Origin of the sequence: Haloplanus rubicundus (assembly GCF_003342675.1) — an archaeon.
Lineage (GTDB): Archaea > Halobacteriota > Halobacteria > Halobacteriales > Haloferacaceae > Haloplanus > Haloplanus rubicundus.
In genome coordinates this window covers 2,240,285-2,263,322 of the sequence record NZ_CP031148.1, presented here as the reverse complement: position 1 = coordinate 2,263,322, position 23,038 = coordinate 2,240,285, and the positions used below count along the sequence as shown (strand labels likewise).

The 23,038-nt window shown below is 66.7% G+C and carries 26 protein-coding genes and 1 pseudogene; 8 read left to right on the top strand and 19 right to left on the bottom strand.

Annotation, left to right across the window (positions count from 1 at the left end; genetic code table 11):
- Nucleotides 1-26 precede the first annotated feature (26 nt).
- The 3 genes from DU484_RS12610 to DU484_RS12600 are packed head-to-tail and all read right to left on the bottom strand — an operon-like array spanning nucleotide 27 to nucleotide 2,672.
- Nucleotides 27-263 carry a hypothetical protein gene (locus tag DU484_RS12610; protein WP_114606097.1) on the bottom strand — a complete coding sequence of 79 codons (237 nt, stop codon included), beginning with the start codon at nucleotides 261-263 and terminating at the stop codon, nucleotides 27-29.
- Nucleotides 263-1,264 (bottom strand): cytochrome d ubiquinol oxidase subunit II, encoded by a 1,002-nt coding sequence (gene cydB, locus DU484_RS12605; RefSeq protein WP_114586332.1) that lies wholly within the window; start codon nucleotides 1,262-1,264, stop codon nucleotides 263-265. The genes DU484_RS12610 and cydB overlap by 1 nt, the downstream gene beginning before the upstream one ends.
- Nucleotides 1,257-2,672 carry a cytochrome ubiquinol oxidase subunit I gene (locus DU484_RS12600; protein WP_114586331.1) on the bottom strand — a complete coding sequence of 472 codons (1,416 nt, stop codon included), beginning with the start codon at nucleotides 2,670-2,672 and terminating at the stop codon, nucleotides 1,257-1,259. Before DU484_RS12600 ends, cydB begins: the two co-directional genes overlap by 8 nt.
- A gap of 156 nt (nucleotides 2,673-2,828) precedes the next feature.
- Between DU484_RS12600 and DU484_RS12595 the strand changes: the two genes are divergently transcribed.
- Entirely contained in the window at nucleotides 2,829-3,035 is a 207-nt protein-coding gene (locus DU484_RS12595) for a hypothetical protein (RefSeq protein WP_114606096.1), read from the top strand.
- Here DU484_RS12595 and DU484_RS12590 read toward each other — a convergent pair.
- From DU484_RS12590 to DU484_RS12565, 6 genes are all read right to left on the bottom strand, one after another.
- The gene (locus DU484_RS12590; RefSeq protein ID WP_114606095.1) at nucleotides 3,018-4,043 is read right to left on the bottom strand and encodes a sodium:calcium antiporter; all 1,026 of its coding nucleotides are present in this window, start codon (nucleotides 4,041-4,043) and stop codon (nucleotides 3,018-3,020) included. The genes DU484_RS12595 and DU484_RS12590 overlap by 18 nt on opposite strands.
- A gap of 50 nt (nucleotides 4,044-4,093) precedes the next feature.
- The gene (locus tag DU484_RS12585; protein WP_316043092.1) at nucleotides 4,094-4,816 is read right to left on the bottom strand and encodes a 2-oxo acid dehydrogenase subunit E2; all 723 of its coding nucleotides are present in this window, start codon (nucleotides 4,814-4,816) and stop codon (nucleotides 4,094-4,096) included.
- Nucleotides 4,817-4,818: 2 nt separating this feature from the next.
- Nucleotides 4,819-5,076, bottom strand: a complete 258-nt coding sequence (locus DU484_RS12580; RefSeq protein WP_114606094.1) for a lipoyl domain-containing protein — start codon at nucleotides 5,074-5,076, stop codon at nucleotides 4,819-4,821.
- Nucleotides 5,073-6,077: an alpha-ketoacid dehydrogenase subunit beta gene (locus DU484_RS12575; RefSeq protein WP_114586327.1), complete on the bottom strand. Its 1,005-nt coding sequence runs from the start codon at nucleotides 6,075-6,077 to the stop codon at nucleotides 5,073-5,075. The genes DU484_RS12580 and DU484_RS12575 overlap by 4 nt, the downstream gene beginning before the upstream one ends.
- A complete protein-coding gene (locus DU484_RS12570; RefSeq protein ID WP_114606093.1) occupies nucleotides 6,074-7,096 on the bottom strand; it encodes a thiamine pyrophosphate-dependent dehydrogenase E1 component subunit alpha in 1,023 nt (340 codons plus the stop codon). The genes DU484_RS12575 and DU484_RS12570 overlap by 4 nt, the downstream gene beginning before the upstream one ends.
- Nucleotides 7,097-7,220: 124 nt before the next feature.
- Nucleotides 7,221-7,592, bottom strand: coding sequence for a winged helix-turn-helix domain-containing protein (locus DU484_RS12565; RefSeq protein WP_114586325.1), 372 nt, complete (start codon nucleotides 7,590-7,592; stop codon nucleotides 7,221-7,223).
- A gap of 134 nt (nucleotides 7,593-7,726) precedes the next feature.
- Here DU484_RS12565 and DU484_RS12560 point away from each other — a divergent pair, with 134 nt between their 5' ends.
- Nucleotides 7,727-8,392 carry a helix-turn-helix domain-containing protein gene (locus DU484_RS12560; RefSeq protein WP_114586324.1) on the top strand — a complete coding sequence of 222 codons (666 nt, stop codon included), beginning with the start codon at nucleotides 7,727-7,729 and terminating at the stop codon, nucleotides 8,390-8,392.
- 14 nt (nucleotides 8,393-8,406) lie between these two features.
- Here the strand turns inward: DU484_RS12560 and DU484_RS12555 are convergent, their stop codons facing one another.
- From DU484_RS12555 to DU484_RS12540, 5 genes are all read right to left on the bottom strand, one after another.
- Nucleotides 8,407-8,862, bottom strand: coding sequence for a pyridoxamine 5'-phosphate oxidase family protein (locus tag DU484_RS12555; RefSeq protein WP_114606092.1), 456 nt, complete (start codon nucleotides 8,860-8,862; stop codon nucleotides 8,407-8,409).
- Between the two features lie 121 nt (nucleotides 8,863-8,983).
- Entirely contained in the window at nucleotides 8,984-9,130 is a 147-nt protein-coding gene (locus tag DU484_RS20025) for a DUF7560 family zinc ribbon protein (RefSeq protein ID WP_187347701.1), read from the bottom strand.
- A gap of 82 nt (nucleotides 9,131-9,212) precedes the next feature.
- The gene (locus DU484_RS12550; protein ID WP_114586322.1) at nucleotides 9,213-10,040 is read right to left on the bottom strand and encodes a ZIP family metal transporter; all 828 of its coding nucleotides are present in this window, start codon (nucleotides 10,038-10,040) and stop codon (nucleotides 9,213-9,215) included.
- Between the two features lie 81 nt (nucleotides 10,041-10,121).
- Nucleotides 10,122-11,642 (bottom strand): globin-coupled sensor protein, encoded by a 1,521-nt coding sequence (locus DU484_RS12545; protein ID WP_114586321.1) that lies wholly within the window; start codon nucleotides 11,640-11,642, stop codon nucleotides 10,122-10,124.
- An 81-nt stretch (nucleotides 11,643-11,723) separates the two neighbouring features.
- Nucleotides 11,724-12,599, bottom strand: a complete 876-nt coding sequence (locus DU484_RS12540) for a universal stress protein (RefSeq protein ID WP_114586320.1) — start codon at nucleotides 12,597-12,599, stop codon at nucleotides 11,724-11,726.
- A gap of 131 nt (nucleotides 12,600-12,730) precedes the next feature.
- On the opposite strand from DU484_RS12540, the gene DU484_RS12535 reads away from it, so the two are divergent.
- Together DU484_RS12535 and DU484_RS12530 are read left to right on the top strand one after the other, a co-directional pair.
- On the top strand, nucleotides 12,731-12,886 hold the full coding sequence (locus tag DU484_RS12535; RefSeq protein WP_114587263.1) for a rubrerythrin-like domain-containing protein: 156 nt from the start codon (nucleotides 12,731-12,733) through the stop codon (nucleotides 12,884-12,886).
- 68 nt (nucleotides 12,887-12,954) lie between these two features.
- Nucleotides 12,955-14,103 (top strand): enolase C-terminal domain-like protein, encoded by a 1,149-nt coding sequence (locus tag DU484_RS12530; RefSeq protein ID WP_114606091.1) that lies wholly within the window; start codon nucleotides 12,955-12,957, stop codon nucleotides 14,101-14,103.
- A gap of 120 nt (nucleotides 14,104-14,223) precedes the next feature.
- Here the strand turns inward: DU484_RS12530 and DU484_RS12525 are convergent, their stop codons facing one another.
- Both DU484_RS12525 and DU484_RS12520 read right to left on the bottom strand, forming a co-directional pair.
- The gene (locus DU484_RS12525) at nucleotides 14,224-16,071 is read right to left on the bottom strand and encodes a sensor histidine kinase (protein ID WP_114606090.1); all 1,848 of its coding nucleotides are present in this window, start codon (nucleotides 16,069-16,071) and stop codon (nucleotides 14,224-14,226) included.
- A 444-nt stretch (nucleotides 16,072-16,515) separates the two neighbouring features.
- Nucleotides 16,516-16,863 carry an ArsR/SmtB family transcription factor gene (locus tag DU484_RS12520; RefSeq protein ID WP_114586317.1) on the bottom strand — a complete coding sequence of 116 codons (348 nt, stop codon included), beginning with the start codon at nucleotides 16,861-16,863 and terminating at the stop codon, nucleotides 16,516-16,518.
- Nucleotides 16,864-17,016: 153 nt separating this feature from the next.
- On the opposite strand from DU484_RS12520, the gene DU484_RS12515 reads away from it, so the two are divergent.
- On the top strand, nucleotides 17,017-17,595 hold the full coding sequence (locus DU484_RS12515; protein ID WP_114606787.1) for a response regulator transcription factor: 579 nt from the start codon (nucleotides 17,017-17,019) through the stop codon (nucleotides 17,593-17,595).
- A 3-nt stretch (nucleotides 17,596-17,598) separates the two neighbouring features.
- Here DU484_RS12515 and DU484_RS12510 read toward each other — a convergent pair whose 3' ends face one another.
- The 3 genes and pseudogenes from DU484_RS12510 to DU484_RS12500 all read right to left on the bottom strand — a co-directional run.
- On the bottom strand, nucleotides 17,599-19,152 hold the full coding sequence (locus tag DU484_RS12510) for a bacterio-opsin activator domain-containing protein (RefSeq protein WP_114606089.1): 1,554 nt from the start codon (nucleotides 19,150-19,152) through the stop codon (nucleotides 17,599-17,601).
- 46 nt (nucleotides 19,153-19,198) lie between these two features.
- Nucleotides 19,199-20,296, bottom strand: a complete 1,098-nt coding sequence (locus DU484_RS12505) for a sensor histidine kinase (protein WP_114606088.1) — start codon at nucleotides 20,294-20,296, stop codon at nucleotides 19,199-19,201.
- A gap of 199 nt (nucleotides 20,297-20,495) precedes the next feature.
- Nucleotides 20,496-20,621, bottom strand: a pseudogene (locus tag DU484_RS12500) (P-type ATPase); the annotation flags it as partial.
- A gap of 112 nt (nucleotides 20,622-20,733) precedes the next feature.
- On the opposite strand from DU484_RS12500, the gene DU484_RS12495 reads away from it, so the two are divergent.
- From DU484_RS12495 to DU484_RS12485, 3 genes are all read left to right on the top strand, one after another.
- Entirely contained in the window at nucleotides 20,734-21,630 is an 897-nt protein-coding gene (locus DU484_RS12495) for a CPBP family intramembrane glutamic endopeptidase (RefSeq protein WP_114606087.1), read from the top strand.
- Nucleotides 21,631-21,706: 76 nt separating this feature from the next.
- Entirely contained in the window at nucleotides 21,707-22,363 is a 657-nt protein-coding gene (locus DU484_RS12490; RefSeq protein ID WP_114606086.1) for a hypothetical protein, read from the top strand.
- A gap of 266 nt (nucleotides 22,364-22,629) precedes the next feature.
- Nucleotides 22,630-22,986 (top strand): YbjQ family protein, encoded by a 357-nt coding sequence (locus DU484_RS12485; protein ID WP_114586312.1) that lies wholly within the window; start codon nucleotides 22,630-22,632, stop codon nucleotides 22,984-22,986.
- Nucleotides 22,987-23,038 lie beyond the last annotated feature (52 nt).

The following is a 23,038-nucleotide window of genomic DNA, read 5'->3' as shown; positions in this document are numbered from 1 at the left end:
CGGCAAGAACGGGTGCGGCGTCCGGCTCAGTCGTCTCCGGCGCCGGCCGCTCGCACCCACCACGCCACGAGCGCGTTCACGTTGTAAAAGAGGATAGCGACGGTGAGCAGCGTCGTAAGAAGGTAGATGATAAAGCCCGGCGGGCCGCCGACGGTGTCGCCGAGGAGGCCGCCGGTGATGCCGACGAGCGTGAGTTCGATCCACGTCACCAAGATTCGGGAGCCGAGCCGCGGGCCGGGTATCGCGTCCGACACGTCGCCCATCAGTACGACTCCTCCGCCTCGATCGGGCCGCTGAACGCGGAATAGAGGACGACGAAGTAGACGAACACCAGCGGCAGGAGGAGCGCGGCGCCGATGGACATGAGGTTGAGCGAGAGCGTCGGCACGATGGCCGCCTCGACGGTCAGCCCCGTCGCGGGGTCGACCGACGGGTAGAGAAGCGCCGCGACGACGGCGACGAGGGCGAACACGAGGCCCGCAGCCGCGACGAAGGCGAGGTAGTACCGATTCCGTCGCGTCGCTAGCGCGTACGCGGCGGCGAGGACGAGCGTGAGTCCCACGAGGCCGAGGACGAGCGGCGAGCGCATCGTCGCCCGGAGACTGGGCGCGAGGGCGTAGATGCCGGCGAGCGTCGCGACCACCAGTACGAGGTAGGCCGCGAGGGCACGGTAGCCGTCGGCCTGCAAGTCGGCGCGCAGGTCACCGCGAGTCTTCAAGCGCAGGAAGGCGACGCCGTCGACGACGGTCAGCGCGACGACGGTCAGGCCGACGAGGACGCCCGGGAGCGTGACGAGCGCCGTCGAGCCGAGGAGCCAGTTGGCGGTGAACAGCCCGAGGAAAAATGGGGTGGCGAGGCTGCCGGCGACGAACGACCGTCCCCACCAGCGCTGCCACCGCTCGTCGTGGCGCTGTTCGTACATCTCGGGCGCGAGGCCGCGGAGCAGGAGCGCCCCGAGGATGGCGAACATCAGCAGATAGTGGCGGCTGAACAGGTTGGCGTAGACGGGGGGAAAGGCGGCAAAGAGGGCGCCGCCGAAGACGACCAGCCACACCTCGTTGCCGTCCCAGAACGGGCCGATGGCGGCGAGAAACTGCTCCCGTTCGGCCGCGTCCTCGCGAGTGACGAAGAGGGCGCCGACGCCGAAGTCGAAGCCATCGAGAAAGAGGAAGGTCGCGAAGATGAAAAAGAGGAGGCCGAACCAGAGGTCGGGAAGCGGGAGGCCAAAGAGCGGGCCGCTCGACAGCGTTTCGACGCTAGTCATCGGCGGCCACCTCGCTCTCGGTCGGCGCCGTCGTCACGAGGTCGGCCCGATCCGGCGGGCCGGCCCGGATCAGACGGGTGATCACGTAGCCATAGAGCGTGAGCAAGCCGAGATAGGCGGCGGCGAAGCCGACGAGCGTGGCCGTCGCCTCGGCGCCGGTGAGGCCGGGCGAGACCCCCTCGCTCGTCTTCATCACTCCCTGGATGATCCACGGCTGACGGCCGACTTCGGTGACGACCCAGCCGAGTTCGACCGCGAGGACGCCGAGTGGCGACGACGCCATCAGCGCCTTGTGCAACAGGTCGTCCGCGAAGAGTTCACCCCGGTACCAGCGGTAGCCGCTCCAGAACGCGAGCGTGACGAACCAGAACCCGAGCGCGACCATGATACGGAACGACCAGAAGACGACCGCGACGGGGGGTTGTGGTCCCTCGAACTCCTCCAAGCCCCGGATGGTCGCCTGCGGGTCGCCGCCGCTCGCGAGCCACGAGGCGCCGCCGGGGATGCCGATACCGAAAATTTCCTTCGCCCGCGGATCGAGCAGGCTCTCTATGCTCGTCGGGAACGCGATCAGATACTCGGGGACGTAGGAGTCCGTCTCCCAGACGGCCTCCATCGCCGCGAACTTCTGGGGCTGGGTCTCGTAGACGTGGCGGGCGTAGAGGTCACCGTGAAACACCTGCAGTGGCGCGGTGATCAGTAGGCCGACGACGGCGATTTTGAGCGTCGTCTCCCAGAAGGTCACGTGGTCGACTGGGCGTTCCCAGACGTGGTGTTTGAAGACGAAGTAGGCGCTCAGCCCCGCCATCGCGAGCGACACCGACTCGACCGAGGCGTTCTGCATGTGGACGAACATCCAGAAGAATCGGGGGGTGGCGTAGGCCGCGATGGGGTCGACGAGGTGGATCACCTGCTCGCCGTTCCGGGTGACCAGCTCGTACCCCCGCGGCATCTGCATCCACGAGTTAGCGATGAGAATCCAGACCGCGGAGAGCCAGGTGCCGAGACCGACGGCAACGGCAGAAATCATGTAGAGCGCGTCGCCGACGCGCTCCCGGCCGAAGACGAAGACGCCGAGGAAGGTGGCTTCGAGCATGAACGCCATCATCCCCTCGACGGCGAGTGGGCCGCCGAACAGCGGACCGGCCGTCGTCGCGAAGGCGGCGAAGTTGGTCCCGAACTCGAACTCGAGGACGATGCCCGTCACGGTTCCGACGACGAAACTGACGGCGAAGATGCGCGTCCAGAACCGGCGTAACTGCTCGTACACCGGTTCGCCGGTTCGGATGTCCTTCCACGTGAAGTAGAGCAGGAAGGGTGCGAGACCCATACTGACCACGGGGAAGATGATGTGGACGATGGTCGTAAGCGCAAACTGGAGTCGGCTGGCGATGACTGGATCAACCATAGGTGGGCTCTGTGGGGGTCGGTGAGCGGATCGGTGGATCTCCGGGCCGCCTGCGGTTTAACTGTGCCCTGGTTCCCAGGTAGCAGGAACGGTTCTTCTGCCGATACTATTGACAATCCAACAAAAGTTAAGTCCATCGCTGCCGTCGGTTTCGGTATGCTCCTCCGTCTCGCCGCGTTCGTACTGGGCCTCCTCGAACTGCTCCGGCCCCGCAGCGTCGTCGACTTCTGGATGAACCTCGCGACCAGCGACGACGTATCGCTCCGCCCGTGGGTCTACACGGCCGCTCGGATCGAGGGCGTCTTCCTCGTGCTGTGGGCGCTCCGCCGGTCGCGATCAAAGTCGTCAGGCGACGGGGAGTAGCCCCACCGCGCCGACGGTTTCGAGCGCGACCCAGCCGACGAAGGCGACGTAGGCCGCGAGCAAGACGTAGGCCTCCCGGTCGGTGAGCGACAGGTCGGTCCGGAGCAAGGTGAACAGGACGAGCGTCGCGACGGTCAGACAGGCCATCATCGGAACGGCGGCGGCGAAGTCGACGGTCGTCGTCCCGACGATCAACACGCCTGCGGGGACGGCCACGAGCAGGTCGAACGTGTTGCTCCCGAGGACGTTGGCGAGGCTCGTCACCCCGCCATCCGGCCCTTCCGACGCGGCCCGGAGGCTCACGAACAGGTCGGGGAGGCTCGTCCCCGCGGCGACGACGACGAGCCCCCAGACGAAGCTGGGCGTATCGAGCAGGTCGCCGAGGCCGATGGCCGCCCGGACCAGCCCCTCGACGGCGACGACGATGAGGACGAGTCCGACGCACAGTTCCAGCCACCGTCGCCCGACCGCGACCGACTCGACCGGTTCGCCGTCGTACTCCGAGAGGTCCTGATACTGGATGAAGACGTAGAGGCCGTAGAGGGCGACGGGGACGAACGCGAGCGGCCGCGTCATCGTCCCGACGAGTCGCCCGTTCCCCGCCGGATCGTAGATGACGGCGAAGGCGAAGGTCAACAGGAGGACCGACACCGCGAGCATGTAGAACTGCGCTTCCTTGTAGACGAGCGTCCGGCTCGCTTCGAGTTCGCGCCCGCGGGAGAGGGCGCTCGCGGCCGGAATCACGAGGATGTTGAAGACGGCCGAGCCGACGATGGCGCCGACGCCGAGGTCGAACTGACCGTGCAGGAGCGTCGCGAGGACGGTACTCGACAGTTCGGGCATGCTCGATCCGACGGCGGCGACGATGGCCCCGCGGACGATGGGCGGCAACCCGTAATGTCCCGCCAGCCGCTCGCTCGCGCGGTCGAGGAGGCCGCTTCCCTTCCAGACGACGGCCGCCGATCCGGCGACGACGGCGGCGTACCACACCCCGGTGGCGAGGGTCATCGGCCGGCGCTACTCGGCCCCCCGGCAAACGTGCACCGATAGCGGACGCCCTAGACGGACGCCTCGGCGTCTTCGATCCGTTCCGCCAGCGTCCCGAGGAAGCGGGCGGCGTCGGCGCCGTCGACGACCCGGTGATCGAAGCTCAGATCGAGGGGGAGCGTCTCGCGGAACGCCACGCCGTCGTCGGCCTCCGGCCGACTCTCCGTGGAACGTCGTTCCACGCCCGCCGGTCGTGCTCGCTTCCGAACCCGGCTCACGCCGAGGATGGCAACCTCCGGCGGGTTGATGATCGGCGTGAACCCGTCGACGCCGAGGGGACCGAGATTCGAGACGGTGAACGTCCCCCCACGGAGGTCGGCCATCGCGTAGTCGCCCGATCGGACGGCCTCGGACAGGCGCTCGCGCTCGGCGGCGATGTCGTTCGGATCGCGCCCCCGCACGTCGGCGACGACCGGCGCGACCAGTCCGTCCTCGATGGCGACGGCGATGCCGACGTTGTGCTCCTCGTAGATCCGGTGGGTGCCGTCCTCGAACGTGGCGTTGAATGCCGGGTGGGCGTCGAGGGCGTCCGAGAGCGCGCGAACGAGGACGTCGACGAGCGAGACGCCCGCGGCGTCGGCGGCCGCGACCAGCGCCCCGGCGTCCACCTCGCGGCTGACGGTCACGTGGACGGCCTCGCGGTAGCTCTTCCCCAGCCGGTCCGCGATGGTCCGCCGCATCGGACTCGGCCGACGCTCCTCGCGGAGGGTCCGCGGGGCGGGCTGGTCCCCCACGCTCACCCCTCCGGCTGGATCCACGCCAGCGTGTCGCCGATGGTGAACTCGTCGTCCTCGTCGCGGACGATTTCGACGAGTTCGCCGTCGACGGGCGCGGGCACGTCGATACTCACCTTCTCCACCTGCACCTCGCAGATGCTTTCACCGGCGGAGACGCGCCGCCCCGGCTTCGCGAACCAGTTGACGACGACGCCCTCCTCCTCGTCGACGTCGTCGGGCGCGTCGGCGACGACAGCCACGCGGTCACCCTCGCTCATTGGACGTTCCGGACCGCGGCTTCGATGTCGGCCGCGGCGGGCATCACTTCGGTCTCCAGTTCGCGGGCGTAGGGGATGGGCACGTCGGGCATCGCCACGCGTTCGACCGCCTCCAGGGCGTCGAGCGCCTCCTCGGCGACGCTGGAGACGATTTCGCCCGTCAGGCCAAAGGAGCGGTAGTCCTCGTCGACGACGACGAGGCGGCCGGTCTTCTCGACGCTCTCGATCACCGTCTCGCGGTCCAGCGGCACGAGCGTCCGCAGGTCGATCACCTCGCAATCGATGCCTTCCTCGGCCAGCGTCGCCGCCGCGTCGAGGGCGCGGTGGACGTGCAGGCCGAGGGTGACCACCGTGGCGTCGGCGCCCTCGCGTTTCACGTCCGCCCGGCCGAAGGGGATGGTGTACTCCGCCTCGGGGACGGGCGTCTTCGGCCCCGTCGGGGAGGGCAACCAGCCCAGCCCCATCAGGCGCTTGTGGTACATGTAGACCACCGGGTCGTCGTCGCGGATGGCGTTGTGCATCAGCCCCTTGGCGTCGTAGGCCGTCGAGGGGACGACCACCTTCATCCCCGGCAGGTGCGCGAAGGTGCCGTAGAGGGTCTGGGAGTGCTGGGCGGCGTCGCTGTAGGTGCCGCCCACGGCGGTGGTCAGGACCATCGGCACGCTCACCGACCCCCCGCTCATGTAGGTGTTCTTCGCCATCTGGTTGTAGATCTGATCCATCGCGACGCCGAAGAAGTCGACGAACATCAGTTCCGCGATGGGGCGCATTCCTTGCTGGGCGGCGCCGACGGCCGCACCGAGGTAAGCCGTCTCGCTGATCGGCACGTCCATGATGCGGTCGTAGCCGAACTCCTCCAAGAGCCCCTGGGTGCTGTCGAAGATGCCGCCGTAGTCGGCCACGTCCTCGCCCATGTAGAACACCTCGTCGTTCTCGCGCATCTCGGTCCCGATGGCCTCGACGACGGCGCGACTCATCGTCAGTTCGCGGTCGACGGTCATTCCCCCTCACCCCCCGTCTCCGCGAGGTCGAACTCCGGTTCCGTGTCGGTCACGCCCGAGGGGGGATTGGTGAAGACGTCCTCGTAGGCGCTCTCGGCGTCGGGTTTCGGCTGGTCTTTCGCCCACGCGATGGCGTCGTCGACGCGGGCGTGGGCGTCCTCGCGAATCTCGGCCATCGCCTCGTCGTCGACGCCGTGGTCCCGGAGGTGGGCCGCCATGCGCTCGATGGAGTCGCGGTCCATCGCCGCTTCCTGATCCTCGTCGGAGCGGTAGCTCTGCGGGTCGCCCATGAAATGTCCCATCCGGCGGTGGACCTGCACGGAGAGGACGGTGGGACCGTTGCCGTCGCGGGCGCGGCCGACTGCCTCGGCGGCCGCCTCGTAGACGGCGACGGCGTCGTCGCGGTCGACGTGGACCCCCGCCATCTCGAAGCCGTCGGCGCGCTTCGAGGCGAACTCCACGTCGGTCACGCGCTCTTGAGGCATGCTGATCGCCCAGTCGTTGTCCTCGACGACGAACACGACGGGCAGGTCGTGGACGGCGGCGAAGTTCAGGGATTCGAGGAACCCACCCTGGTCCACGGCGCCCTCGCCGAGGTAGGCGACGGCGACGCTGTCGGTGTTGCGCTTTTTCGCCGCGAGGCCGGCGCCCGCCGCGGGCGGACAGCCCTGCGCGATGATGCCGCTACACGCGAAGTTCACGTCGGGGTCGAACAGGTGCATGTGACCGCCCTTCCCCCGTCCGAGCCCCGTCTCGCGGCCGAATATCTCCGCCGTCATCCGATTCAGGTCGACACCTTTCGCGATGGCGACGTGGTGAGGGCGGTGCGGGGCCGTTACCACGTCGTCGTCGCGCAGGTGGTGACAGACGCCGACGGCGGCCGCCTCCTGTCCCGCGGCGAGGTGGAGTTCGCCGGGAATCGGGCCGGCCGAGATGTCGAATTTCGGTTGTTTACCCTCCAGATACTCCTCCTGCAGGCGCTCCTCGTAGTACCGCGCCGTCACCATGTCGGCGTACATCCTCCGAAGTCGCTGTTCGGATATCATACTCTCTAGATGTCGGGACTGTCATACATAATTGTGTAGGTGAGAATGCACGTCTCGGCGGTGGGAGCCGGGCGGCCGACTGTGGACGTCGCCGGCCTCAGCGTACGTCGCGGTCGGTGGGGTCCCGTCGGGTGACGGTGAGTTCGAAGCCGGCGTCGGCGTCGACGAGTATCTCGTCGACCGCACGCACGTACTCGCTGGTGTGTTTGCCGTCGGGGCAGAGCCGGGTCCGTTCGGCGAGCAGTCCGGTTTCGGTGAGCGTGTCGAGTTTGCGGTACGTCGTCGACAGCGGCAGGTCGCAGGCATCGGCGAGTTCGTTCGCGGACATCGACGCCTCGCCGGTCGCATCGAGAACGGCCCGGCAGCCGTCGTCCTGGAGCGCGTACAGAATCGCCTGCACCTCGTCGGCGTCGGCGACTGTCGTTTCGTCGGGTGAGCGTTCGACGCGGGGTGGAGTGGCGATAGCCATCGTCGTTCTATCCGGACGAACGGCCGGGGCCACAACCAGTCTACACCCACGATACTGTGGGTGGTTTATACCCCTTCCCCCCACGACGGAGCGAGAGACACACTTACCCGTGTTCGTCCCGAACCTGACTGGCGATGGGAACGGGGATTCGCGCGGAGCTACGGGTCGACGCCGACGGAACCTGTCCCGTGGCGACGGCCGCGGCGGACGCCGGAACGTCCACCCTCTCCGTCTCCAGAGGCGTCGATCCCGACGGAACGGGCACGGTCACCGAGGAGTTCATGCTCGACGAGACGGCGACCGACACGCCGAACGTCGACGAGGGGCTGCAGTCGGTGTTCACCTACGGCTCGAAAACCGTCTATCGCTTCACACGCAGCCGGGGACAGGGCTGTCCCTGCGAGTGCGTCGAGCAGTTCGGCTGCCCCGTCGTCGACATCCACGCGCGCGACGGGATGTTGTCTCTGGTCTTTCACGCGGCCGATATGGCCCAGCTACGCGATATCATCACGACGCTCCGGGAGGAGTTCCCACAGGTCGACATCCAGCGGCTGCTCCGGTCTCGGGGCGAGCACCCCGACAACGACCTCGTGTTCGTCGACCGCGGACGACTCACCGAGCGACAGCGGGAGGTACTGGAGACGGCCCACCGGATGGGGTATTTCGAGCGCCCGAAGGGAGCGAACGCGGGGGAGGTTGCCGACGCACTCGACATCTCGCGGTCGACGTTCGCGGAGCATCTGGCGGCCGCACAGACGAAGCTGCTCGATGCGATTCTGGAGGGCGATAGTGGCGCGTGAAACCGGTTTGACTTTCAGTCGCTACTATCGTCCACGTCGATCCGACGCCCGCTCAGTTCGTCGGGGTCGAGTTCGTAGAGCCGAACGTCGAGTTCGTCTTTCGCCCGGTCCCACATCTCGAAGAGCGGGCGCTTGGCCGCGCCGAACCGTTCGACGTGGCTCGGCGTGAGCGCCGACCGCGGGAGGAGTTCGAGCCGACCGTTCGCGATCACGCTCCGGTAGGTCGGTCCGTCTTCCTCGTACACGACGAACCGGACCCGTGGCGAGTCGGTGAGGAATCGCTCCTTCTCCCCCCCGGGCGTCGACACCAGCCGCATGACGAACTGCCGTTCGGACGCGTCGTAGCCGTACGAAATCGGGATCGCGTACGGTTCGTCGTCGCGAGCGAGCGAGAGCACGCCGGTTTCGCGGCGGCCGAGGAGCGCGTCGGTTTCGGCGTCCGTCATCGCGGTCTGTTGCTCGACGGTCATGCGTGTCGTCTGCCGGGGAATGGCGGGGGGACGGTTTATATTTGTCCACCTGCAGTCCGCGGAAGCGGGCCGGAAAGACGAGGCTGTCGATGTGGCGGGCCGGAAGGGCTACCGTGTCCGCTCACTCGGGGGCGAACGCACTCGCCGACACCGTGGTCCCACAGACGACACAGCCGTGGTCGAGTAAGGCGTCTCGCATCGGCTCGTTTACCGACATGTCCTCGCCACAGTCGGGACAGTGGAACCTGAGGTTGCCGCCGCCACTCATCGTATATGGTCGTACGTGAACCAGCGATATATGAACCCCTATCGTTCCAACCCGTTGGGAACACCGTTCGCGTCGGCGGTTATCACCCCAGTGAGATGTCGAGATACAGCATCACGATCACGCCGAGCATCGTCCCCAGCGTCGCGACGCGCTCGTGGCCCCGCGTATGCGTCTCGGGAACGATTTCGTCGCTGATGACGAAGAGCATCGCGCCCGCGGCGAAACCCATCGCGTACGGCAGGAGCGCGGACACCGTTCCGACGGCGTACGCCCCGAGCACCGCGAGCGGAATCTCGACGACGCCCGACCGAATCCCGGCGAACACGGCGTAGGCGCGACGGTCGAGGCCGGCGTTGATCGCCGCCACCGAGACGGCCAACCCCTCCGGCACGTTCTGGATGCCGATGGCGAGCATCAGCGGGATGGCCGTCCCGAGGTCACCGCTCCCGAATCCAACGCCGACCGCGAGTCCCTCCGGCATGTTGTGGAGGGTGATGGCGAGGACGAACAGCACGACGCCCGCGAGTCGTTCGTCGTCGATGGGGAGGCTCTCCCCCGGCGCCGCGGCGTCGGCTCGTCGGCGCCCGGTGACGAGGTAGTGAGCGTGTGGGATCAGGATGTCCGAGCGATCCAGAAAGAGCGCGCCGAGTCCCACGCCCAGCAGGACGGGAATGGGATTGCCGTTCGAGTACGTCTCGATACCGGGGATTATGAGGCTGGTGAAGGCAGCCGCGAGCATGACGCCGGCGGCGAAGCCGAGCGCCCCGTCGAGCGCGCGCTCCGAGGGGTCGCGCCAGACGAAGACGAGCGACGCCCCCAGCAGGTTGAGCGCCGCGATGACGACGCCGCCGATGAAGCCGTTGACGACGGGGTCCCCCCCGAACAGCTGGATGACACCGGCGACTACCACGCCGTCTCGGCCTCCACGAACATGCGTACGTCTTCCGGTTCGGCGCCGCCGGTCTTGAAGATTGAGGCCGAGCGACGCCGTTCAGTCGGCGCCGAGGCGCTGTACCGCCTCGTCGATGTCGCGGATCTTGGCCGTCTGTGTGCCGTTGATCTCCGCGACCCGTTCGACCTCGGCCGAGACGCGTTCGGCCTGGTCGACGAGACCGTCGATCATGCTCGCGACTTCCTCGGTCGACGCCGCCCCGTCGTCCGTCGCCTCCGACACCTCTCGAATGCCGCGCGAGGCGTCCTGTACGGCGTCGACGATGTCCTCCAGTTTCGACATCGCCGACTCGATCCGTGCCATCCCACGATCGATCTCTTCGGTCGTCGCCTCGAGACTGTCGACAGTTTCGGCCGTCTCCGCTTTGATGTCACCCACCATCTCCTCGATGTCGCTCGCGTGGCGCTGTGACTCGCCGGCGAGGCTCTTCACCTCGTCGGCGACGACGGCGAAGCCGTCGCCGCTCTCGCCCGCCCGCGCCGCCTCGATGGACGCGTTCAGCGCCAGCAGGTTCGTCTGATCCGCGATGTCGTTGATCACCTCGACCACGTCGTCGATTTCGTCGATCCGGCTCTCGAGCGCGTCGACGTCGCTCGCCACGTCCCGTGAGGCTTCGTTCACCCGTTCCATCGCCGCGATGGACTCCGTCGCCGCCTCCTGTCCCTCGGTAGCCAGGGCCGCCGCGCGCTCGCTCGTGGCCGCCACCTCGTCCGCCGTCGACGCGATCTCCTCGACCGTCGCGCTCATGTTCGACACTTCGCCGGCCACCTCCGACATCGACTCGACCTGGTCGTCGGTCCGCTCGTCGATGGACGTCGTGCGCTCCGCCACCTGTTCCACCGAATCGCGTAGCTCCCCGATCGGTGCGGCCAGGTCCGCCTCGACGTCGGCCATGAGCCGCTCGCGGTCCTCGACCGTCTCCTCGAGTTTCCGGCTGTACGAGTGGATGTAGGTGTCCGCGACCACCTGCATGTCGAGGTTGATGGCTCTGAGGGTCGCGAGTAACTCCCCTTCCGTCTCGTCACGCGTCCCGCCGATGGCCCGCTCGACGGCCGCCTCGTCGGCGTCTGTCTCCGCCAGCAGCCGGTCGGCCAGCCGCTCCTCCATCCGATCCAGCAAGAGTGGGACGAGGAGGTCGTAGTAGACGCCGTACTGGCCGATGTACTGTTTCATCGGCATCTCCAGCAGGTCGTGGAGCTTCCCGATCCGGGCGCGGTTGCGGAAATAGTCCATTCCGTAGTCGCCGGCAGCCAGCGAGATCAGATAGGCCGACTGCGTCCGCTTCAACTGGTCGACGGTCTTCTCCGAGCGGTCGATCACCTCGACCGTCTCCTCGTAGCTCGTCAGGTTGTCGTAGAAGTCGTCGGCGACGTCGTCGGCGTGCGCGCGGAACACGCCCTCCAGATCCGACAGTCGCTCGGCGTCGCGCTCGTCGAAGCCGACGAACTCCTTTCGCCACTCGATTTCCGCCTCGTCCAGTCCACACTCCGTCATGAGGTCGTCGACGGACAGGTGCTCGTTCAGCCCGCCCTGCCCGAACGCGGCCGCGAAATCCTGCATGGACGCCATCGACCGGTCGCCGAAATAAATCCTCTCGTCAGTCTCCACTGCGTGATAATTGGCCGCTCGACGCCGGACGCGTCACTCCGACACCGGGCCGCGGGCCGTCAGCACCGGCACCGGCGCCGTCCGGACGAGCGCCTCCGCGACGCTCCCGAGAACGTACCGGTCGAACCCCGTCCGCCCGTGCGTGCCGACGACCACGAGGTCGACGTCGTGGTCGGCGACGTACGTCCGGATCACGCGAGGGATCGACCCGCCGAACTCGACGGCGGTGGTGGGATCGATCCCGACCGCACTCGCCCGTTCCGCGGCCGTCTCGACGATTTCGTTGGCGCTCTCTTCGAGCGCATCCACCTGAATGTCCGCGCGCACGTCGACGCCGAGGCTCGTCACGTCGACGACCGAGAGCAGGTGGACGGCGGCCCCGGCAGCGTCCGCCACGCCGAAGCCGACATCGAGGGCCGCGTTCGCGGGGTCGCTTCCGTCGGTCGGGATCAGAACCGTCCGGTACGGATACCGGACGGTCACGTCGTCGTCCGGGCGGATCGTCAACACGGGCACCTCCGATCGCCTGACGACCCGTTCGGTCGTGCTCCCGAGAAGGAAGCGCTGGAGACCACGCCGCCCGTGGGTCGGCATGACCACGAGGTCGATATCGTACGTCTCGGCGTAGTCGACGATGGTGCGGTACGGCTCCCCCTGTAACACCTCGGTGACGATGGGGACGCCCCGGTCGCGTCCCCGGGTCGCCGCCTCCCGGACCGTCTCGGCGCCACTCTGTTCGAGGGCGTCGACGACCTGGCCCCGAATCTGCGTGACGCTATCACGGGTCGTGTCCGCCACGTTGAGGACGTGAACCGTCGCGTCGTGGGCCTCGGCCACGTCGAGAACGTGATCGAAGACGGCGGTCGCCCCGTCGCTCCCGTCGGTGGGAAAGAGCAGCTTGTCGAACATACGACACCTAACGCGGGCCCGGAACAAAAAACGGGGCGTCGGCCACGGTCCCGTCCGAACTCCACGAACGCCGAACTTCGGGACTCTCCCTGACAAGAGTTAACACCCGCCAGCGGCAACGAATGAACGATATGCCAACGCCATCCGACCCCGCCCCGTGTAACCAGGACGAACAGCTCTACGAATGTCTGGAGTGTGGGAAACGCCTCTGTAGCGCGGCGTCGCCCACTGCGTGTCCCGGCTGCGGCGGCGTCCTGCAGAACCTCAGCCGTCCGCGCCCCGAGTAGTCGGGAGGTGGTCGGCGCGGGCGCACGTCGGGCCAACCGTTTTGCCTCCCGCCGCCGACGGTGTTCGAATGCGCATCAGCGAAATCGAGATCGACGAGTTCGACTACCGCGTCGAGCGAACGGGCACCGTCGGTGGCAACTGGGTGTACGACCCCGATTCGACGCTCGAACCGCCGGGGTTCGTCCTCACCGTCCGCACCGCCGACGGGACCGAAGGTCACTACCGCGGTTTCGCGTTCACGCCGCCGAGTATCGCACAGGTGAAGATGGTCGCCGAGGAGCACCTGCTCGGCCGCGACCCCCTCGAACGGCGGGGCATCTGGCAGGACTGCTGGCGCGCGCTCAGACACACCGACCACTTCGGCCTCGGCGCCGTCGACGTGGCGCTCTGGGATCTCGCCGGCAACCACCACGACGCTAGCGTCTCGACCCTCCTCGGTGGGTACCGCGACAGCCTCCCCACCTACGCCTCGACGATGTTCGTCGACGACAATGGCGGCCTCGACGGCCCCGAAGCCTTCGCCGACTACGCCGAGGACTGTCTGGACCACGGCTACGACGGCTTCAAGTTCCACGGCCACCCCGACGTGCGTCCGGACGTGGACGTCGCCATCTGCGAGGCCCTCGCCGACCGCGTCGGTTCGGAGATGGCGCTGATGATCGACAGTTCCAGCCTCTATCGCACCTACGCGGACGCGCTGCAGGTCGGCCGCGCGCTCGACGACCTCGACTTCTTCTGGTACGAGGACCCGATGCACGACGGCGGCGTGAGCGAACGGACGACGAAGAATCTCGCCGCGACGCTCGATACGCCGATGCTCGGCCTCGAACACGTCCGGACCGGGCCGTACGGCGCCGTCGACAGTCTCGCCAGCGAGTCCACCGACCTCGTCCGCGCCAGCGCCCACATGGACGGCGGGATCACGGGCGCGCTCAAGACAGCCGAGGCCGCCGAGGCGTTCGGCACCGACGTGGAACTCCTGCTCGGCGGCCCGGCACACATGCATCTCATGAGCGCGCTTCGCAACTCGAGCTTCTTCGAGCACGGCCTTCTCAACCCCGAGAGTACGTGGATTCTGAATCAGGGATTCGAGGGCGAACCGGAATCGATCGACGACGACGGACGGATGGCCGTCCCCGACGGCCCGGGGTTGGGCGTCGACATCGACTGGGCGTTCGTCGAGCGCCGACGCACCGGACACACCCTGATCGACTAATCGGTCGTCAACTCCTCGACCTGCCCGTGCAGGTCGTCGAACGCCGCGGCGACGAGCCCCTCGACCGCCGGGCCGTGTGACGCGACGAACGTCGAGGCGCCGACGCCCGCGTCCCCACAGTCACGTCGAGTCGAGATCCGGCAGCCGGATCACCACGGTCGTCCCGTCGTCGGTCACGAACGAGAGGTCGCCGTCGAGTTCGTCGACTCCCCACTTCAGTTCCCAGAGACCGAGTCCGCGGCTGTGCTGTAACGGGGTCTCCTGATCGGTCGCCAGCGGTTCCAGTTCGGAGTCGGGGATCCCCGGCCCGTCGTCACGGATTTCGATGGTACAGCCCGAATCGGTCGACTCGACCGAGACGCCGACGCCCGAGTCGGTGTATTCGACCGCGTTCTCCAGCGGGCTCCGGAGGACGGTGGTGAGGATTTCGGCGTCGGTAACCACCGTCGCGTCGCCGGGGATCGAGGTACTGATCGTAACGCCGTCGGTCTCGACGTCACGCAGCACCGCCTCGATCCGGTCGGCGAGATCGATCCGCGTCGGCTGGGGGTCCTTCGAGAGGATGTGGTCGATGTGGCGGGCGCGAGTGCCCAGCCCCGCCAACGTCTCGGTGGCCGCGAGGATCGCCGCTCGATGCTCGCTCTCGTCGAGGACCTCGGCGTGGCTGTCGATGACGTCGAGTTGGTTCCGGAGGTTGTGACGGAGGATGCGATTGAGGACGTCGAGCCGCGTGATGAACTGTTGCAGGTCGTGGTGCATCGTCGCGACCGACTCGCCGACGCGACCGGGAACGTCGGCGTCTAAGACGTCGTCGTCGAACGACTGCCGGGAGAGGGCTTCGGCCTGTTCGGTGATCGTCTCGACGTAGGCTCTGATGTTGTCGAAGGCCGACTGGACCTCCCCGACCTCGTCGTTTCGATCGCCGCGGTCGATATCGACGCCGAGATTACCCTCGGCGATGGCGTTGCCCTGTTTCGACAGCCGCTTGATCGATCGGATCGGCCCTAGCTGGATGACGGCGCCGATGAGCAGGAAGCCGGCCATCACGATGCCGACCACCAGCCAGAGGTCACGCTGCACCCGGTCGGTCACCGCCAGGGCCTTCGAGCGCGGCACTTCCTTGACGACCACCCAGTCGACCTTCTCACCGGGGACGCTGTAGTACCCTTTCACCTCCGTGTCGGTGAGCACGGCCCCGTGGATGTCGGTGGTCGGATCGGACTGAAGGATCGTTCGCCCGATGGTCGTGTTCGCCCGGTCGCCCTCGTAGGGGGTAATCCCGTCGGACTCGTTCTCGTCGAACAGGACGTAGGCGGTGTACCCCCCGAGGACGAGCGTGTCGGTGCCGTTGATCGCGCTGGTGAAGCGTTCGGCCCGGACGCTGGTCTGGTACTCGGCGACGAGGACGTGTTCCCCGTCCGGCATCGGCGACGCCAGCGCGACGAAGGTTTCGTCGCCGTCCGTATACACCAGCGAGAGGATCACGTCGTCGGTGTCCTCGAAGTTGAACCCGACCGTCGGTTTCCAGTTGGCGTCCGTCACCGACAGCGGCCGGCCAACGAACTGCGAGTCGGTGCTGGCGACGATGGTCTCGGTCGTCCCGTTGGAGTGTACGTGGGGGCTCCGCTCGACGATCGAGAGCGACGCCGTCTCCGGGGAGAGCGCGTCGAGTTCGGTCGTGAGCGTGGCTTGCGTTCGGTCGTCGGCGACCGGCGTCAGCCCCTCGTGGTTCGAGAGCGTCCGCACCACCTGCTGTTTGCCGTCGATCCACTGGCCGAGCGCACGCGCTTCGAGTTCGGCGTTCGTCTCGACCGACCGAAGCTGGTTGTCACGAACGCGATCGGACACCTGGAACACGGTCACCGTGGTGAGCGCCGTGATCAGGAGGACGATGAGCAGCGAGACGCCGAGCAGTTTCAGCGCGTAGCGCGAGCGGACAGGGTCGGGAAGGTAGGATTCGAGACTCATACCGGCATCCAGTGCGGTTCCTCGCCAACCCCGATCATATGCGACGATACCGCACGAGAGTCTTAATTTCGTCGGTGACGCGGTCCCGCCGGGACCGAGCGTGCATCTCCGCGGCGACAACGACCGTCCCGACGACGCGCTGGTCTCGATCCGTTAGAAGATTCGGAGGAGGCGAACCCCACAGCCATGGAGGGCCGATCCGCGGGGGGACGCGCGGTCAGTGGAGGCACGCTGTGACGACCGATCACCCGTCGGAGGGAACGGGCACGAGAACGGTGTGGCCCGACGATAATAGAAGGCGCTCCCCTGTTTCACCGTCGGAAACAGTCCCGGTCCGACGCTCGGGTCGATCCCTGGGCGAGGGAACTTAGAGGTATCGTACCTGTCCAGAGATTCTCGCCGCGACGCCCCGGCGAGAATCTCCGACGACGTCGGAGAACCCTCTCAGTCGGCGACGTCGACCGCCGTCTCGAGGCCGTCGTCGAGGGAGATAGAGAGCGACGTGGCGACGCCCTCGAACCGCTCCTTGTGGTGGCCGTCGTCACAGACCATCGTCTCCGTCCGGACGAGCCCCGCATCACGCAGTTCGTTGAGGCGGCGATACGCCGTTGCCCGTGAGACGCCCGCCGCCTCGGCGACGGCGCGGCCGCTTCGTGGCTGCGCCGTGACGGCCTGATACACGCGCCGGGTGTACTCGTCCCCGAAGAGGTCGAACAGTTCGGCCGCCGAGAGGCAGACGTCGTCCGTTCGATCCGTCCGGTGAGTCGGTCGAGGGGGTGACTGAGCGGACATACTACCGGAAAGCGGTCCCTCCCTACTGGAGTGCGTGGCTAGGTATGCAGACGGCGCGATACCCGCGACTCTAGGAGTGCAGATAGCGACGCTCGACGAAGGCCATCAGTTATGGTGATCCAGTATCGACGCCCATGTGAGTACCCGAAACCGATGTCCGGAACCGACAGCGCGGCGGACGTACGCACGCTCGTCGTCGACGACGAGCAGGAAGTAGCGGACGCGTACGCACTGCGACTGCGTGATCACTGTGATATCGAGACGGCCTACAGCGGCGAGGCGGCGCTCTCGGCCGTGGAGGACTCGTCCATCGACATCGTCCTGCTGGACCGGCACATGCCGGGGCTGTCGGGCGACGACGTGCTGTCGGAACTCGTCGACCGCGACTACTACGGACGCGTCGTCATGGTCACCGCCGTCGACCCCGGGATCGAAGTCCTCGATATGCCGTTCGACGACTATCTGTGTAAGCCGGTCGACCGCGAGGACATCCGCGCCGTCATCGATCAACAGCGACGGATTCTCGCGTACGAGACGCTCGGGGAGTACTTCAGCGCCGAAGCCAAACGAGCGGTGCTCGAAGCCGAACTGGGCACCGAGAAACGCCGGGAACACGGGAAGTACACGGACGTGGCCGAGCGAGCGGAGCGACTCGAACGCCGCGTCCGGCGGCTGCTGACCGACGACGACGTCCTCGATCGGTTCGACGCAATCGACCGCGAAGAGGTGTGACGATCACTTCGACCCGCTGGCCGCCCCCGTCCGCTCCGCGAGATACGCATCCAGGAGCTTCCGCTGACTGGCACGGAGGTGGTGCAGGAGCGTCGACCCCGTGATGTCGAGCGAGGCGGCGACTTCTTCGGCCGTGCTTCCCCGCGGCGACTCGAAGTAATCGGCGAGGTACGCGGTTCGAAGCACCGTCTGCTGGCGCTCGGTCAGCCGGTCGTCCAACTCGTCGCGGAACTCGCGGGCAGTCGTCACCGACCGCTCCCGTTCCTCCTTGGCGACGAACTCGGCGTCGTACTCGTGGCTGATCGTCTCCACGATCCGGCGAACGTCGCCGTCCGGGGGCAGATCGGCCACGAGGCGTCCCGTTCCACCCTCGAAGGTCGCGCGTCGAACGGTCCCACCCAGCGCGGCGACGGCGAGCAAGGGCGTCCCACCTCGGACGGTGATGCCGACGGTCCCACCGGACTCGGAGTCGTCGATGATACGTGTCTTCGCTATCGCCTCGACGTCCGCGGCCTCGTGCTCGATCCGCTCCACGTCGCCATCCTCCACCGAGACGAAACAGAGCAGCGTATCGTCGTCCTGTGGCACCATGCCTTCGAGTTGCAACGTCGCGTCGAGTGACCGACTCAGTCCAGTCAGCACCGATCCCTCGCCGAGTTCGAACGTGATCTCCGCGACGCGGTCCGAGAGCAACAGGTTCCGATTCCGAACCGCCGTGATCGCGAACCCGGCCACCTCGCCCAGCGTCTCGAAACTGGCGCGCTCCCGGTCGGAGAACGTCTCGGTGCCGTCGGCATAGACCCCGACCACGCCGTGGACGTTCGGCCCGTAGACGAGCGGAATCGCCAACGCCGACTGGACGCCGTCGGCGAAGCCGGCCGTCCGCACCGATTCGGGGACCGAAACACTGGCAGTGAGTGGCTGAACGTCCCGCAGTCGGCCGTTCTCGACGGCACGCTCCTCGGGCGTCGTCACGGTTCCATCGTCGACCGCGTCACGGACGGCCTCGAAGGTCTTGCCGGTCTCGCCCGCGACGGCGCGGACGACGAGTTCGTCGCGTCCCATGTCGCGCTCTCCAACCCAGGCGAATTCGTACAGTTCGGTCTCACCGAGCCCTCGGCAGATCGTTTCGGCAATCTCCTCACGAGACGTGGCATCGACGAGTGCTGCGAGGATGTCCGACAGCACGTCGTCGATGAGCCCGGTTCGTTTGCGTTCCTGGCGTAGCTGTTCGAGGGACCGTTTCTCGCGGCGCCGTGCCGTCACGTCCCGGAGATAGACGATCCCTCCCCCGTCGATCCCGACGACGGAGACGGCGAGCCACCGGTCGAGGTCGGGATAGTACTCCTCGAACTCCGCCTCGGTGACGGACGCCCCCTCGAATGCAGTGAGGAGCGTGTCGTCGACGGACCGCGGAACCACGTCGTCGAGCGTGGCGCCAGTCGGATCGGTCGTGACGCCGATCAGTGTCCGACCGGTCTCGTTGATGTCCGAGACGGTCCCGTCGGCCGAGACGTCGAGCATGCCGATCGGTGCCCGCTGGAGTCGGTCGTCCATCGCTACGACCACCGCCTCGATCCGTCGGTTTCGGTGAGGTGTTCGGTCATCGGGGTTGGAATCGGATTTCGAATCGCACGCCACCGTGTTCGGCGGTGGTGAGGCTCATCTCCCAGTCGTGTGCAGCGACGATGCGCTCGACGATTGCGAGGCCGAGTCCAGTCCCACCCTCTCTCGTGGAGTATCCCGGCTCGAAGGCCACCTCCCGCTCTTCGGGGGGAATACCGGGGCCATCGTCGGCGACGTAGAACCCGTCTTCCAACGTGCCGACGGTGATCGTCACGCTGCTTCCGGGCGTCACTTCGCCGTCTCTGTCGGGGACATCCTCGCCTTCCAAGCCGCGCTCTACGGTGCTACCGGCGCGGAAGCGCCGGTCGTCCGTGGAGCTGTGCTCCACGCTATCGTCGGCCTCCGACCGACTGCTCGTCGAACCGTGTTCGACGCTGTTCCGAAACAGGTTCTCGAACAACCGCCGGACGCGGTCGGGGTCGGCGGTCGTCGCCGGAAGCGGGTCCGAAAGATCGAGCGTGGCTCGTTCGGTATCGACCGACTGCCACGCATCCGTCGCGGCGGTTTCGATCGAGACCCGTTCCGACGGGTCCACGACGGCATCCCCCCGCGTGAGGGTGAGGACGTCGCGGATGATCCGTTCCATCCGGTCGTGGGCGCTCGATATCGACTCGAAGTGTTCCGGATCGCCCGTCTCCCGTGCGGCCTGGAGATGTGCCTTGGCGACATCGAGCGGATTCCGGAGGTCGTGGCTGATCACGCTACTGACCTGGTCGACGGCGGGCGAGTCTGCGACGTCGGGGCACTGCCCCAGATCGGAGAGGACGAGATACCCGGCGTTCTCGTCCGACGGGATCACCCGTCCGAAGAACGAGCCTCGCTCACCGTCGAGATATATTCCGACACGATCACCCCGAACGAGGTGGGTGAGTGGATCCTCGTCACCGGACGTCTCGATAGTGCCGAATCGGTCGAACACCGTCGAGACTGGCGCGTCGGGCGTGACGTCGTCGAACCGTCGCTCGAAGGCCTCGTTCACCGTCGTTACGCGGGCGTCGCGACCCTCCACGGCGTAGGCGAGGACGGGATCGGGGAACTCGTTCAGCGAAATCGCCGCATGGCGCTCGTCTATCATCGGTCGCCTGTAGTCCCCCCGTGAATCCGCCGCGAGACCGCCGATCCCGCCGACCGATCGTCAGACCACCGAGCACGGGGCCGAACGACACTCATATCCCCACGTTAGTTCGGACGTGCGTTTAGTGTTACTTCCTGATTCTGGCTCAGAAACACCGTGCCGGAATTCACCCCTTCGCTCGTCTCGTGTGGTTCGAATCCTTCGGCACGGGAACTGATTCACCGGTGAGCGACGCCTGATCGACCGTTCCCTCGCCCGACGCGACGACGCCGTCGAGCGGAATCTTGTCGCCGGGGCGGACGACGAACACGTCGCCGACGGCGACGAGAACGTCGTCGCGCATACGCGTGGATTCCGAGACGCGTCGAGAAGAGTGTAGTGCCGAAAATTCGGCGGCTCGGAGTACGGTTAACTGCGATGTGCCCACAATCGGAGGTATGTCTAGTCTCCGTACGTGGATCGATCAGCATCGCCTCCTGAGCTTCGTCGCGATCGCGTATGCGTTCACCTGGACGATTCAGGGCGCACTCGCGTATTCTGGGATGGAAGCCTCCTGGACGCACTCGATTCTGATCGGCTTCGGCGGATTCGGCCCGCCCATCGGCGCGGCGGTCGTCGTCTGGGCCTCCGGTGGCAGTCTCCGCACCTGGATCGGGCAGATGTTCAAGTGGCGCATCGGCGCGAAATGGTGGGCGCTCGCGATTGGACTCCCGTTCGTCATCCTCTCGCTCGGCGTTTTGCTGTTCGTCGCCGCCGGTGGTCCGATCGATCTCGGCGAGTTCGAGTCGCCGTTCATCTACCTCTTCGCGATGGCGTGGGGGACCGTGTGGGGTGGCGGCCAAGAGGATCTCGGCTGGCGTGGGTTCATGCTGCCCATACTCCAGGATTCCTTCAGCGCGCTGGTATCGAGTGCCATCGTGGGCGTCACGTGGGCCGCCTGGCACCTCCCACTGTTCCTGAACGCGACGACCACCCACGGCGGCTGGCCGCTCTCCCAGCAACTCCTCTGGATGGTCTCCATCCTCGCTGGCTCGATCCTCTGGACGTGGATGTACAACAGCACTGGCGGAAGCGTCCTCGCCGTCGCGGTCTTCCACGCCGGCGTCAACGCCATGGGCATCTTTCACCCCGCCGACCCGGAGGCGCTCGTCCCGAACGGCGTGCCCGATCCCTGGCTGAACCTGCTCGCCGAAGTCACGGGGGCGCTTCCCCTCGTGTTGATCGCACTTCTCCTAGTCGTCGTCTACGGTTCGGATCGCCTCGCAAATCGCGACCCACCAACCCCCCAAGACGCCGGCCTTCCGCCCGAGACCGAAGCGGAAGCGATCACGTAACCAACGGGGACGTCGGTTAGTACGGGCGGGTGACGGTCGCCAACGTATTTGTCGCGACCACACGACTGTCCTCCGTATGGCAGCATCGAACCCGACCGGACCGATCGGTCGGGTGTCGAAACGAATCGGGCGCTACGTCAACCACGACGACGTCCTCGTCCGATTCGTCTCCCTGTGGATCGTCGTCGCGAGCGTGTTCACCGCGGCGTGGATCCTCAGCTACCTCTTCTTTCCCCAGGGGCTGTTACGCGGCGGGAATCCGGGCGCATCTACGGGGTACGCGGGGAGTATCACACGGGAGTTCCTGTGGCTGTTCGGGTGGAACGTCGGCGTCTCCCTGATCGCTATCGGCGCGAACACGCTCCGCTCGGTGAACACGCCGATGGGATACGTCATCGAGGTCGTCCAGGCGCCCTGGTACGGGGCCGTCTGGGGGACCGGGTCGCTCGCCATCGGGACGGGAGCGCGCATCGTGCCGTCGCTGACCGTACTCGTCGAGCGGAGCGGGCCGATGGAGATCACCGCCATCGTCGCCATCGTGGTCGCCACCAGAGGCGTCATGATCTGGCATCAGCCGTCCGGCCCACGGTGGCGGGAAGAGTTCGATCGCGTGCAGTCGCCCAGCGACTGGTCGCTGACACAACGCGAGTGGGCACTGCTGATCGGTGGGTATCTGCTGTTGGCAGTCGCGTGCTACCGCGAGGCGGTCGCGATAGCACAGATCGCCGGGTGAGCGGAACCGCGATCGTGTGACTCCGGATGGGTTGTCCCTGTTGAGTTACGAGAACAGCGAGATGCCGAGCGTGGTCGCTATAGTAGCGTTTGTAACTGTTTGCACACCCGATTGCACGAAGTCCTGCGATAGGGTGTGCGATGACTTACAAACGCTACTACAGTCGTTCGCAGGGTGACCTGCGCCTCGATTGAGGCCGTAGCCCACCACGTGAACGCACGGGTCACTACTGGTTTATTATCTCTCCCACCGTCCTAGTGGTAGATATGTCCTCAACAGCCATTTCGACGGATGTAGAGCAGTCGCTCGTCGCCACCGTCACCACCGAGACCGTCCCTGGCCACGAGATCGTGGAGGTGCTCGGTATCGCTCGCGGCAACACCGTCCGAGCACGGAATGTGGGACGCGACATCACCCAGGGGCTCCGCAATCTCGCTGGCGGAGAACTCAAGGCCTACTCGACGCTGCTCGCCGATGCTCGGGATCAGGCGATCGAGCGGATGGAAGCGAATGCACTCGAGATGGGGGCTGACGCCGTCGTGAACGTCCGGATGGAAACGTCCGAGGTTACCCAAGGCGCTTCGGAAGTGATCGCCTATGGGACGGCTGTCAAACTCGCCTGAGGAGACTGTCGTGGCCAGCGTCGAGCAGTCGGAGGTTGAGCTTGCGACTGCT

Bases quoted from the DNA above. Each gene is read 5' to 3' on its own strand.
- DU484_RS12580 (WP_114606094.1), bottom strand. From the start codon at position 5,076: ATGAGCGAGGGTGACCGCGTGGCTGTCGTCGCCGACGCGCCCGACGAC.
- DU484_RS12520 (WP_114586317.1), bottom strand. From the start codon at position 16,863: ATGTCCGCTCAGTCACCCCCTCGACCGACTCACCGGACGGATCGAACG.
- DU484_RS12535 (WP_114587263.1), top strand. From the start codon at position 12,731: ATGCCAACGCCATCCGACCCCGCCCCGTGTAACCAGGACGAACAGCTC.
- DU484_RS12485 (WP_114586312.1), top strand. From the start codon at position 22,630: ATGTCCTCAACAGCCATTTCGACGGATGTAGAGCAGTCGCTCGTCGCC.
- DU484_RS12575 (WP_114586327.1), bottom strand. From the start codon at position 6,077: ATGACCGTCGACCGCGAACTGACGATGAGTCGCGCCGTCGTCGAGGCC.
- DU484_RS12595 (WP_114606096.1), top strand. From the start codon at position 2,829: ATGCTCCTCCGTCTCGCCGCGTTCGTACTGGGCCTCCTCGAACTGCTC.
- DU484_RS12560 (WP_114586324.1), top strand. From the start codon at position 7,727: ATGGGAACGGGGATTCGCGCGGAGCTACGGGTCGACGCCGACGGAACC.
- DU484_RS12525 (WP_114606090.1), bottom strand. From the start codon at position 16,071: ATGAGTCTCGAATCCTACCTTCCCGACCCTGTCCGCTCGCGCTACGCG.
- cydB (WP_114586332.1), bottom strand. From the start codon at position 1,264: ATGACTAGCGTCGAAACGCTGTCGAGCGGCCCGCTCTTTGGCCTCCCG.
- DU484_RS12490 (WP_114606086.1), top strand. From the start codon at position 21,707: ATGGCAGCATCGAACCCGACCGGACCGATCGGTCGGGTGTCGAAACGA.
- DU484_RS12495 (WP_114606087.1), top strand. From the start codon at position 20,734: ATGTCTAGTCTCCGTACGTGGATCGATCAGCATCGCCTCCTGAGCTTC.
- DU484_RS12600 (WP_114586331.1), bottom strand. From the start codon at position 2,672: ATGGTTGATCCAGTCATCGCCAGCCGACTCCAGTTTGCGCTTACGACC.
- DU484_RS12565 (WP_114586325.1), bottom strand. From the start codon at position 7,592: ATGGCTATCGCCACTCCACCCCGCGTCGAACGCTCACCCGACGAAACG.
- DU484_RS12510 (WP_114606089.1), bottom strand. From the start codon at position 19,152: ATGGACGACCGACTCCAGCGGGCACCGATCGGCATGCTCGACGTCTCG.
- DU484_RS12505 (WP_114606088.1), bottom strand. From the start codon at position 20,296: ATGATAGACGAGCGCCATGCGGCGATTTCGCTGAACGAGTTCCCCGAT.
- DU484_RS12590 (WP_114606095.1), bottom strand. From the start codon at position 4,043: ATGACCCTCGCCACCGGGGTGTGGTACGCCGCCGTCGTCGCCGGATCG.
- DU484_RS12555 (WP_114606092.1), bottom strand. From the start codon at position 8,862: ATGACCGTCGAGCAACAGACCGCGATGACGGACGCCGAAACCGACGCG.
- DU484_RS12530 (WP_114606091.1), top strand. From the start codon at position 12,955: ATGCGCATCAGCGAAATCGAGATCGACGAGTTCGACTACCGCGTCGAG.
- DU484_RS12570 (WP_114606093.1), bottom strand. From the start codon at position 7,096: ATGTACGCCGACATGGTGACGGCGCGGTACTACGAGGAGCGCCTGCAG.
- DU484_RS12515 (WP_114606787.1), top strand. From the start codon at position 17,017: ATGTCCGGAACCGACAGCGCGGCGGACGTACGCACGCTCGTCGTCGAC.
- DU484_RS20025 (WP_187347701.1), bottom strand. From the start codon at position 9,130: ATGAGTGGCGGCGGCAACCTCAGGTTCCACTGTCCCGACTGTGGCGAG.
- DU484_RS12540 (WP_114586320.1), bottom strand. From the start codon at position 12,599: ATGTTCGACAAGCTGCTCTTTCCCACCGACGGGAGCGACGGGGCGACC.
- DU484_RS12610 (WP_114606097.1), bottom strand. From the start codon at position 263: ATGGGCGACGTGTCGGACGCGATACCCGGCCCGCGGCTCGGCTCCCGA.
- DU484_RS12545 (WP_114586321.1), bottom strand. From the start codon at position 11,642: ATGCAGGATTTCGCGGCCGCGTTCGGGCAGGGCGGGCTGAACGAGCAC.